We start from the raw sequence: 10,321 nt of genomic DNA on the forward strand, positions 1-10,321 counted from the left end.
ACGCCGCCGAACAATTTTTTGGAGGACCCTCGGTCCCAGCGTTCAGCTGGGGCTGAGGGTCCTTTTTTGTTTTTCCATTTTGTTTTGCCGCAGCGCGGGAACCCGGCTGCGCGACGTTGATCAGCGGTACCGAAGACTAGGAGTCACCGATGTCCCCCAACTCTCCCGACGAGCGCCCGGAGCGCGAGCCACGCCGCCGGGACGGTGGCGACCGCGGTGACCGTGGCGGTTACCGCAGGGACGACCGTGGTTCGCGTCAGGGCGGCGGTGACCGAGGTGGCTACGGCCGGCGTGACGACCGCGGTGGCGACCGTGGCGGTGACCGGGGTGGATTCCGCCGGGACGACCGCGGTGACCGTGGCGGCTTCGACCGCCGTGACGACCGCGGCCCCCGCCGTGACGACCGTGGTGGGTTCGACCGTCGTGACGACCGTGGTCCGCGCCGGGACGACGACCGTGGCGGCGACAGGCCCGGGTTCCGTCGCGACGACCGTCGGGACGACCGCGGCGGTGACCGTGGTGGCTTCCGTAGGGACGACCGCGGTGGCGAGCGTGGCGGGTTCCGTCGTGAGGGCGGGGACCGGCCCGGGTTCCGTCGTGACGACCGGGGCGGTGAGCGCGGCGGCTTCCGCCGCGACGACCGCGGTGGCGAGCGTGGTGGCTTCCGTCGTGACGACCGCGGTGACCGTGGTCCGCGCCGGGACGACGACCGGGGCGGCTTCCGCAGGGACGACCGCGGTGGTGAGCGTCGGGAGTTCGACCGTGGCGGGTACCGGGGTGGCCGGGACGAGCGTCGTTCCGACGACCGCGGTGACCGGGGCGGGTTCCGCCGGGACGACCGCGGAGGATTCCGCCGCGACGACCGTCGGGACGACCGCGGTGGTGACCGCGGTGGTTTCCGTCGGGACGACCGTGGTGGCGAGCGGGGTGGCTTCGAGCGCCGCGACGACCGTGGTGGTGAGCGCCGGGAGTTCGACCGTGGCGGGTACCGGGGTGGCCGGGACGACAGCCGTGGTGAGCGTCCGCAGCGGAGCGACGTCCGCGGTCGGGACGACCGTGGCGGTGACCGGGGCGGCTTCCGCCGCGATGACCGCCGCGACGACCGTGGTGGCGAGCGCGGCGGGTTCGACCGTGACCGTGGCCCGCGCCGGGACGACGACCGCGGCGGGTTCCGCCGTGACGACCGGGGCGGGCGCCCCGGTGGTGGTGGCTTCCGGGGCGGACGCCGTGACGACGACCGCGGCGGTTACCGCGGACGGGACGACCGGCGCGGCGGCGGTGGCGGACGTTTCCGTGAGGAGCGCGAGCGTGAGCGGGACCGCGAGCCCATCAAGCGGCTGCCGATCCCGGAGGACGTCACCGGCGACGAACTGGACAAGGACGTCAAGCAGGAGCTCCAGAGCCTGCCGAAGACGCTCGCCGAGGACGTCGCGCGCAACCTGGTGATGGTCGCCCGACTGATCGACGAGGACCCGGAGGGCGCCTACGGCTACTCCCGGGTGGCCCTGCGGCTGGCGTCCCGTGTCGCCGCGGTGCGTGAGGCCGCCGGCTTCGCCGCGTACGCCAACCAGAAGTTCTCCGAGGCGCTGGCCGAGTTCCGTGCCGCGCGCCGGATGACCGGCACGGTGGACCTGTGGCCCGTGATGGCGGACTGCGAGCGCGGTCTCGGCCGCCCGGAGAAGGCGCTGGAGATGGCGGGCGCCGCCGAGGTGCACCGTCTGGACAAGGCCGGACAGGTCGAGATGCGCCTGGTCGCGGCGGGTGCCCGCCGCGACATGGAGCAGCTCGACGCGGCGATCGTGACGCTGCAGAGCCCGGAACTCGCTTCCAGCGCGGTGCACCCGTGGACCGCGCGGCTGCGGTACGCGTACGCCGACGCGCTGCTGGAGGCCGGTCGTGAGGCCGAGGCACGTGAGTGGTTCGCCAAGGCGGTCGAGTCGGACCGTGACGGCAGCACCGACGCCTCGGACCGGCTGGCCGAGCTGGACGGCGTGGAGTTCGTGGACGCGCTGGACGAGGACGCCGCCGACGAGGGCGAGCCGGTGATCGAGACCGCCCCCGAGTCCGCCCTCCGGGCCGACGAGGCGGCCGACGAGGCGGCGGACGAGGACGCCGAGGTGCCGGCCGAGGATGCCGGGGCCGAGGACACGCAGGACGGGGCCGGGCGGAAGAAGACCTCCGAGCCGGTCGAGGACGGCGACGAGGTCTGACGGCAGGTCACCGCGCGCCGACCGCACCGGTGACGCGCGGGTGAGAAATGAGAAAGGGCGGGGCCGTGCGGCCCCGCCCTTTCTCATTCCCCGAGCCCTGTCATCCTCCGAGCCCTGTCATTCCCCGACCAGGCGCAGCACCAGGCCGGAGGCCGGCTTCGGGCCGAAGGAGGTGGACTTGCGGGGCATGGTCACGCCCTGCTCGGCCAGCTCGCGCACGACCTCCTCACGCACCGGGTGCAGCAGCACGGCCGTGCCGCCCTCCCGTTCGGCCTGCCGCACGGTGGCCTCGGCGTCGTGGATGTAGGTGATCTGCTCCGGCGAGTCCTCCGGGATGTCCCAGACGTCGTCCAGCAGCGCGCGGTGCAGGACGGTCGCGTCCAGCGAGCGCCATGTCTCGGGCGGGCCGGAGGGGACGGTGCGGGCGAGCAGGTCCGGGTCGGGGCGGTCGACCAGGTGGAAGGCGCCGTCGCCGGCCAGGAGGAAGGCGTTGCCCCGGCCGGCGGCGGTCGCGAGGTGCTCCAGGGCCTCCGGCAGGGCGGCGTCCAGACGACGGACGCGGAAGAGGCCGGTGAGGGCGGAGAGGGCCTCGGACACCGGGAGACGGCGAAGGAGGCGGTGGATGGCACGGACCCGCAGTGGATAGCGGGAACTGTCCACCAGCAGTACCAGGCCGTGGTCCCACGGGCCGGGGGAGGGCTGCTCGGAGTCGCGCAGCAGCAGGTACGTCGCCCAGCGGTGGTGACCGTCGGCGATGAGGGCCCGGTGCCGGCGCAGGTCGTCCCGGGCGGCCGCCTGCTCGGCCGGATCGGTGACCGCCCAGAGGCGGTGGGCGACACCATCCTCGGAGACGGTGGACAGCAGCGGTTCACGGCCGGCCGCCGCCTCGACGACGGCCGCGGCGCCGGAGACGTCCCCGTCGCCGCGGTAGCTGAGCAGCAGCGGCTCGAGGTTGGCGGAGGTGGCCTGCATCAGCGCCGCCCGGTCGGCCACCACGTGGGGCATCACGTCCTCATGGGGGAGGACGACGCCCTCGGCGGGGTCCGACAGGCGCAGGGCGCCGATCAGGCCGCGCTGCAGGAGGCCGTCGACGCCCCGCTGTTCGTAGACGTAGAGCGCGGGCCGCTCCTCGACGGTCAGGACGCCCTCGGCGAGCCAGTCGTGGAGGGTCTGCGCGGCGCGGGCGTTGCGCTCGGCGGGGTCGAGGGCCTGCGGGAGGATCAGCCGGACGATGTTGTGCGGGTCCAGTGCCTCCAGGTGGTGCAGTCCGTCGGGGCGGACCACCACGTCGTAGGGCGGAGAGGTGACGGCGGCCAGACAGCGGACCCGTTCGGCGGCGTAGCGCAGGCCGCGGAAGGGGCTGAGTTCGAGTCCGGGCCGTCCCTGCTCCCCGTGGTGACCTGCAGTGCTCATTAGGGCATCGTATGTGCGCGGCCCGGGTGAGGGATCATCGGGGGAAGGGGCGATGCCCCGGTGGCGCGGGAGGAGCGATGCACATGAGTCAGACCGTCAGGACGCGGCCGGACGGCAGCGGCGGGCAGGTGCTGCGCGAGGCGTACGACACGGCCCTGCTCGACCTGGACGGCGTGGTCTACGCAGGGGGCGAGGCCGTCGTGCACGCGGTGGACTCGCTGGCCACGGCGAGGGACGCCGGGATGCGGCTCGCCTACGTCACCAACAACGCGCTCCGCACGCCCGGCACGGTGGCCGAGCACCTGACGGAGCTGGGGATACCGACCGAGGCCGGTGAGGTGATCACCTCGGCGCAGGCGGTCTCGCGGCTGGTCGCCGAGGCGCTGCCGCCCGGCTCCCGGGTGCTGGTGGTCGGCGGCGAGGGGCTGCGCGTGGCGCTGCGCGAACGCGGCCTGGTGCCGGTGGAGTCGTCGGACGACGACCCGGCCGCCGTGGTCCAGGGGTACGGGGGACCGGACATCACCTGGGGGAGGTTCGCCGAGGCCTGCTACGCCATCAGGCGCGGGCTGCCGTGGTTCGCGTCCAACACCGACCTGACGGTGCCGACGGCGCGGGGCATCGCGCCCGGGAACGGTGCGGCCGTCGAGGTGGTGCGGATCGCCACCGGGGCCGAGCCGCGGGTGGCGGGCAAGCCGCTGCCCCCGATGCACCGGGAGACCGTCCTGCGCACCGGGGCACGGCGGCCGCTGGTGGTGGGGGACCGGCTGGACACCGACATCGAGGGCGCGTTCAACGGCGAGGTGGACTCGCTGCTGGTGCTCACCGGGGTGACCGACGGCGTCCAGCTGCTGGCCGCGCCGCCGGAGCACCGGCCCACCTACGTCGACGCCGACCTGCGGGGCCTGCTCACGCCGCAGCCCGAGGTGACGGAGGACGGCGACGGATTCCGCTGCGGCGGCTGGAAGGCCGTCGCCGGGCAGGAGGAGCTGTCGCTGAGCGGGGAGGGCGAGGCGCTGGACGGGCTGCGGGCGCTGTGCGCGGCGGCCTGGACGGCGGCCGGCGAGGACTCCTGCCGACTGGACGGCGGGAAGGCCTTGGCCCTGCTCGGGCTGTGACCGGGCGGGCCGCGGACCGAACGGTGAACAGGCGATCGAACCGAAGGGTGGTTAGGTTAACCTAACCGGGTGTTCGTAGACACTCCCTCGAAGCAGCGTGTCGCGGCGCCGCCCGCCGAGCCCGCGCGGCAGCGGCGGCGCTCCGCCGTGAAAGCCGTCGGTCTGCTGGCCGCGCTCGCGCTGCTCGTCCTCGTCGCGACGGCGAGTATCGCGGTCGGCGCCAAACCACTGACCATGGGCCAGGTCTGGCACGGCCTGTTCGCGGACACCGGAACCTACGGCGACGTCGTCGTGGGCGAGCGGCTGTCGCGGACCGTGCTGGGGCTGCTCGCGGGGTCCGCGCTCGGCCTGGCCGGGGCCGTGCTCCAGGCGCTGACCCGCAACCCGCTCGCCGACCCCGGCCTGCTCGGCATCAACGCCGGGGCCTCGGCCGCGGTCGTCACCGCCATCACCTTCTTCGGGGTCACCTCCATCGGCGGCTACGTCTGGTTCGCCTTCGCCGGCGCCATGCTGGTCGGCGCGCTGGTGTGGTTCCTCGGCGGCAGCCGGGGCGCGACGCCCGTGCGCCTGGCGCTGGCGGGCATGGCGATCGCCGCGGCGCTCCAGGGATACCTCCAGGCGATGATGATCCTCGACGAGGCGGCGCTGGGCCGGATGCGGTTCTGGACCGTCGGCTCGCTGAGCTCGGCTTCCTGGAGCAGCATCGGGCAGGTGCTGCCCTTCATGGTCACCGGCACCTTGCTGGCCCTGTCGCTGGCCCGGCCGCTCAACGCGATGGAGATGGGCGACGACACCGCCCGCGCGCTCGGCGCCCACCTGAACCGGACCCGGGCGCTGTCCATGCTGGCGGCCACCCTGCTGTGCGGGGCGGCCACCGCGGCCTGCGGGCCGATCGTCTTCGTCGGTCTGATGGTGCCGCACGTGGTGCGTTCCTTCACCGGGCCCGACCTGCGCTGGATCCTGCCCTACGCCACCGTGCTCTCGCCGGTGCTGCTGCTGGGCGCCGACGTGATCGGCCGCGTCGTGGTGCGGCCCTCGGAGCTCCAGGTCGGCGTCGTCACGGCGGTCATCGGCGGACCGCTCTTCATCTTCCTGGTCCGACGGCGGAGGACGGCGCAGCTGTGACAACCCTCAAGACCACCCGGCAGCCCGTGCTGCGGATCGGCGGGCGCCTCTCGCTGCGGATCCGGGTCCGCTCCGTGGCCGTGGTGCTGCTGCTCGCCGTCGTCGCCCTCGCCTCGGCGGTGGTGCTGATCGGCACCGGCGACTTCCCGATCTCCTTCGCCGACGTGCTCTCCGTGCTCCTCGGCTCGGGCCACCCGGCCGACGAGCTGATCGTGCGGGAACTGCGGCTGCCGCGGGTCCTGGTGGGGCTGCTGGTCGGCGGCGCGTTCGGACTGGCCGGTGCGCTGTTCCAGGCGGTCTCCCGCAACCCGCTCGGCAGCCCCGACATCCTCGGCCTCGGCCAGGGCGCGACGGCGGGCGCGCTGACGATGATCGTGCTGTTCTCCGGCAGCGCCACCGCCGTCACGGCCGGCGCGCTGGTGGGCGGCCTGGTCACCGGCACGGCGATCTACGTGCTGGCGTGGAAGCGCGGCGTGCACGGGTACCGGCTGGTGCTGGTCGGCATCGGCGTCAGCGCGGTGATGACCGCGGTCAACAGCTACCTGATCACCAAGGCCGACATGGTCGACGCGGCGCGGGCCGTGGTCTGGATGACCGGCTCGCTCAACGGCCGTGACTGGGCGCAGGTGTGGCCGCTGCTGGCGCTGTGCGCCGTGCTGGTGCCGCTGGTGCTGGCCAACGAGCGGGGCCTGCGGATGACGGAGATGGGCGACGACGCCTCCTACGCGCTGGGGGTGCGCGTCGAACGGCTCCGGCTGGTGCTGCTCGCCTGCGCGGTGCTGCTCGCCTCGGCGGCCACGGCGGCGGCCGGGCCGGTGGCCTTCGTGGCGCTGACCGCGCCGCAGCTCGCCCGGCGGCTCACCCGGTCGCCCGGGCCGAACCTGGTGCCGTCCATGGTCATGGGCGCCGTCCTGCTGATCGTCGCCGACCTGCTCTCCCAGCGGGCCTTCGGCTCCGACCAGCTGCCGGTCGGCGTGGTCACCGGCGCGCTGGGCGGCGTCTACCTGCTGTGGCTGCTGGTCACCGAGCGGAAGGCCGGGCGGGTATGAGCGCGCGCCCCGGCGTCGGAAGGGACGACACGTTGAAGCGAAAGAGGAGCACCGGCGCCGTGAACCGACTGTCGGCCGAGAACGTCACCCTCGCCTACGAGCAGCGCGTCATCGCGCGCGATCTGTCGGTGGAGATACCCGACAACTCGTTCACCGTGATCGTCGGCCCCAACGCCTGCGGCAAGTCGACGCTGCTGCGGGCGCTGTCGCGGATGCTGCGGCCCAGCGAGGGGCGGGTGCTGCTGGACGGTCAGGTCATCCAGTCGCTGCCGGCGAAGAAGGTGGCGCGGACGCTGGGGCTGCTGCCGCAGTCCTCGGTCGCGCCGGACGGCATCACGGTCGCCGACCTGGTGGCCCGCGGGCGCTACCCGCACCAAGGGCTGCTGCGGCAGTGGTCCCCCTCGGACGAGCGGGTCGTCCAGGAGTCCATGGAGCGCACGGGGGTCGCCGAACTGGCCGACCGGTACGTCGACGAGCTCTCCGGCGGTCAGCGGCAGCGGGTGTGGATCGCGATGGCGCTCGCGCAGGAGACGCCGCTGCTGCTCCTCGACGAGCCGACCACCTACCTCGACATCCAGCACCAGCTCGACGTGCTGGACCTGTGCGCGGAGCTGCACGAGGAGCACGGGCGGACGCTGGTGGCGGTGCTGCACGACCTCAACCACGCGGCGCGGTACGCGACCCACCTGGTCGCGCTGCGGGACGGTGAGGTCGTCGCCCAGGGGGCGCCGCGGGACGTGGTGACGGCGGAGCTGGTGGAGCGGGTGTTCGGGATCCGCTGCCAGGTGATCGAGGATCCGGAGACGGGGACGCCGCTGGTGGTCCCCGCCGCCCGCAAGGCCCGCGCGACCACCGCGTAGCGCCGCGCTCACTCTTCCTCCTCGCCCCTGGGCGACAGGGCTGCCCGCAGGAGCGGGCCGTTCGGGGGTCAGACCCGCGGGAGGGGGCCTCTCGGGGGTCAGAGGAGGGTGCGCAGGTGCAGGAGGTCGCGGAGGGGGGCGTCGATCCTCAGGCGGCCGGTGGCCCAGGCGCGCGGGAAGGGGAGGGTCCCGGCGACCAGGGCGAGGAGGTCGTCGCCGGTGGTGGAGAGGCGGATCCGGGCGGAGCCGGCGGGCCGCCCCCGCACGACGTCCAGAACCTCCAGACGGCCCCCGGCCAGCCGCCCCGTGAAGGTGACGTCCAGATCGGTGACGTGACAGCTGACGCTGCGCTCCGCCGACGCCGCCTCGCGCACCGCACCCGGCGCCGACGCCAGACGTCCGGCGAGCTCCTCCAGTGCCGCCCGGCACTCCTCGATCGTGGCCATCGCGACAGACGGTACCCCCGTTCCACGCGGTAGCGTCGTGCCATGAGCGACACACCACCCGGACCGGCGGCCGGGGAACCCGGCGCGGCGCGGGCGGCGGCCGAGGATCCGGCCGCCCCCGCCCCGCTCGGGGTCCCCCGCACGCCCACCGGCGACGCCCGGGTCGACACCGCGCTGGAGCGGCTCGCCGACGCCGACCACCTCGCCGCCGACGGGCACGTCGAGGTGTACGAGGATGTACACCGGGCGCTGCGCGAGGCGCTCACCGCGCTGGACAACCCCATCGCGTCGACGCCGCACGACAACAGGAGCTGAACCGAACGTGGCAGGAGTGGCACGCCGCCGTCTCGACGCCGAACTGGTGCGCAGGAAGCTGGCCCGCTCACGGGAGCACGCCAGCCAGCTGATCGCCGCCGGGCGGGTCACCGTCGGCAAGGCCGTGGCGACCAAGCCCGCCACACAGGTGGAGACGGCCGCCGCGATCGTGGTCGCGCAGGACGACAGCGACCCCGAGTACGTGTCGCGGGGCGGCCACAAGCTGGCCGGCGCGCTCGCCGTGTTCGTGCCGCGGGGCCTCGAGGTGAAGGGGCGGCGGGCGCTCGACGCCGGCGCCTCCACCGGCGGGTTCACCGACGTGCTGCTGCGCTCCGGCGCCGGGCACGTGGTCGCCGTCGACGTCGGTTACGGGCAGCTCGCCTGGTCGCTGCAGAGCGACGAACGGGTGACGGTGAAGGACCGCACCAACGTGCGCGAGCTGACGCTCGAGCAGGTCGACGGCGTGCCGGTCGACCTGGTCGTCGGCGACCTGTCGTTCATCCCGCTCGGCCTGGTGCTGCCCGCGCTGGTGCGGTGCTCGGCGCCGGACGCCGACCTGGTGCTGATGGTGAAGCCGCAGTTCGAGGTGGGCAAGGAGCGCCTCGGCAGCGGAGGAGTGGTGCGCAGCCCCGAGCTGCGCGCCGAGGCGGTGCGGGAGGTGGCGCGGCGGGCGGGCGAGCTGGGGCTCGGAGTCCTCGGCGTCACCGCCAGCCCGCTGCCCGGACCGTCCGGGAACGTCGAATACTTCCTGTGGCTGCGTGCCGGGGCGCCCGCCCTGGACCCGGCCGACGTCGAACGCGCAGTGGCGGAGGGGCCGCGTTGACCACAGAAATCACCAACGGGGGGACGGGCGGAGCGGGTGAGACCCGTACGGTCTTCCTGCTCGCCCACACCGGGCGGCCCGCCGCCATCCGCAGCGCCGAACTGGTGGTGCGCGGGTTCCTCGACGCCGGGCTCGGCGTGCGGGTGCTGGAGTACGAGGCGCAGGACCTGCCGCTGCCGGACAGCGTCGAGCTGGTCGCCGAGGCCACGCCCGACTGCCTGGACGGGTGCGAGCTGCTGGTCGTGCTCGGCGGTGACGGGACGCTGCTGCGCGGCGCGGAGTTCGCCCGCGCCTCCGGGGTGCCGATGCTCGGCGTCAACCTGGGCCGCGTCGGCTTCCTCGCCGAGGCCGAGCGGGACGCCCTCGACCAGGTGGTCGAGCGGGTGGTCGCCCGCGACTACGAGGTCGAGGAGCGGATGACGGTCGACGTGGAGGTGCACCGCAACGGCAGCGTCGTCCACACCGACTGGGCGCTCAACGAGGCGGCCGTCCAGAAGGTCTCCGCGGAGAAGCTGCTCGAGGTCGTCCTGGAGATCGACGGGCGGCCGGTCACCGGCTTCGGCTGCGACGGGATCATCTGCGCCACGCCCACCGGGTCCACGGCGTACGCGTTCTCGGCCGGCGGGCCGGTGGTGTGGCCCGAGGTCGAGGCGCTGCTGATGGTGCCCATCAGCGCCCACGCGCTGTTCGCCAAGCCGCTGGTCACGTCGCCGGACTCGGTGCTCGTGGTGGAGGTGCTGCCGCACATCCCGCCGGGAGTGCTCTGGTGCGACGGGCGGCGCACGGTGGAACTGCCGCCCGGGGCGCGCGTCGAGGTCCGCCGGGGAGCCGTCCCGGTGCGGCTGGCGCGGCTGCACCACGCGTCGTTCACCGACCGGCTGGTGGCCAAGTTCGCCCTCCCCGTCTCCGGCTGGCGGGGCGCGCCGCACTGACCGGAGCGGGTGCCGGACGGCACGCCCGGGGCG

The 10,321-nt window shown here is 74.3% G+C and carries 10 protein-coding genes; 8 read left to right on the forward strand and 2 right to left on the reverse strand.

Annotated elements, in window-relative coordinates:
• Positions 1-1,337 precede the first annotated feature (1,337 nt).
• Positions 1,338-2,210 (forward strand): tetratricopeptide repeat protein, encoded by an 873-nt coding sequence (locus tag HW445_RS32770; protein WP_218956754.1) that lies wholly within the window; start codon positions 1,338-1,340, stop codon positions 2,208-2,210.
• 117 nt (positions 2,211-2,327) lie between these two features.
• Here HW445_RS32770 and HW445_RS08965 read toward each other — a convergent pair whose 3' ends face one another.
• Positions 2,328-3,623, reverse strand: a complete 1,296-nt coding sequence (locus HW445_RS08965; RefSeq protein ID WP_180220493.1) for a DUF1015 family protein — start codon at positions 3,621-3,623, stop codon at positions 2,328-2,330.
• An 83-nt stretch (positions 3,624-3,706) separates the two neighbouring features.
• Between HW445_RS08965 and HW445_RS08970 the strand changes: the two genes are divergently transcribed.
• The 4 genes from HW445_RS08970 to HW445_RS08985 all read left to right on the forward strand — a co-directional run bounded on the left by HW445_RS08970 (position 3,707) and on the right by HW445_RS08985 (position 7,772).
• Positions 3,707-4,738, forward strand: coding sequence for an HAD hydrolase-like protein (locus tag HW445_RS08970; RefSeq protein WP_180220494.1), 1,032 nt, complete (start codon positions 3,707-3,709; stop codon positions 4,736-4,738).
• Positions 4,739-4,807: 69 nt separating this feature from the next.
• The gene (locus tag HW445_RS08975) at positions 4,808-5,863 is read left to right on the forward strand and encodes an iron ABC transporter permease (protein WP_180220495.1); all 1,056 of its coding nucleotides are present in this window, start codon (positions 4,808-4,810) and stop codon (positions 5,861-5,863) included.
• Complete coding sequence (locus tag HW445_RS08980) at positions 5,860-6,912, forward strand: iron chelate uptake ABC transporter family permease subunit (protein ID WP_180220496.1); 1,053 nt, start codon at positions 5,860-5,862, stop codon at positions 6,910-6,912. Before HW445_RS08975 ends, HW445_RS08980 begins: the two co-directional genes overlap by 4 nt.
• Before the next feature lie 59 nt (positions 6,913-6,971).
• Positions 6,972-7,772, forward strand: coding sequence for an ABC transporter ATP-binding protein (locus HW445_RS08985; RefSeq protein WP_180220497.1), 801 nt, complete (start codon positions 6,972-6,974; stop codon positions 7,770-7,772).
• A gap of 98 nt (positions 7,773-7,870) precedes the next feature.
• Here HW445_RS08985 and HW445_RS08990 read toward each other — a convergent pair whose 3' ends face one another.
• The gene (locus tag HW445_RS08990) at positions 7,871-8,218 is read right to left on the reverse strand and encodes a sterol-binding protein (RefSeq protein WP_180220498.1); all 348 of its coding nucleotides are present in this window, start codon (positions 8,216-8,218) and stop codon (positions 7,871-7,873) included.
• Positions 8,219-8,260: 42 nt separating this feature from the next.
• On the opposite strand from HW445_RS08990, the gene HW445_RS08995 reads away from it, so the two are divergent.
• From HW445_RS08995 to HW445_RS09005, 3 genes are read left to right on the forward strand one after another with little or no spacing between them, the layout of a single operon-like run.
• Entirely contained in the window at positions 8,261-8,533 is a 273-nt protein-coding gene (locus tag HW445_RS08995) for a hypothetical protein (protein WP_180220499.1), read from the forward strand.
• A gap of 7 nt (positions 8,534-8,540) precedes the next feature.
• Positions 8,541-9,356: a TlyA family RNA methyltransferase gene (locus tag HW445_RS09000; RefSeq protein ID WP_180220500.1), complete on the forward strand. Its 816-nt coding sequence runs from the start codon at positions 8,541-8,543 to the stop codon at positions 9,354-9,356.
• Between the two features lie 8 nt (positions 9,357-9,364).
• Entirely contained in the window at positions 9,365-10,288 is a 924-nt protein-coding gene (locus HW445_RS09005; protein WP_180220501.1) for an NAD kinase, read from the forward strand.
• Positions 10,289-10,321 lie beyond the last annotated feature (33 nt).

The organism is Streptomyces sp. UH6 (assembly GCF_013421635.1).
Classification (GTDB): domain Bacteria; phylum Actinomycetota; class Actinomycetes; order Streptomycetales; family Streptomycetaceae; genus Streptomyces; species Streptomyces abyssomicinicus.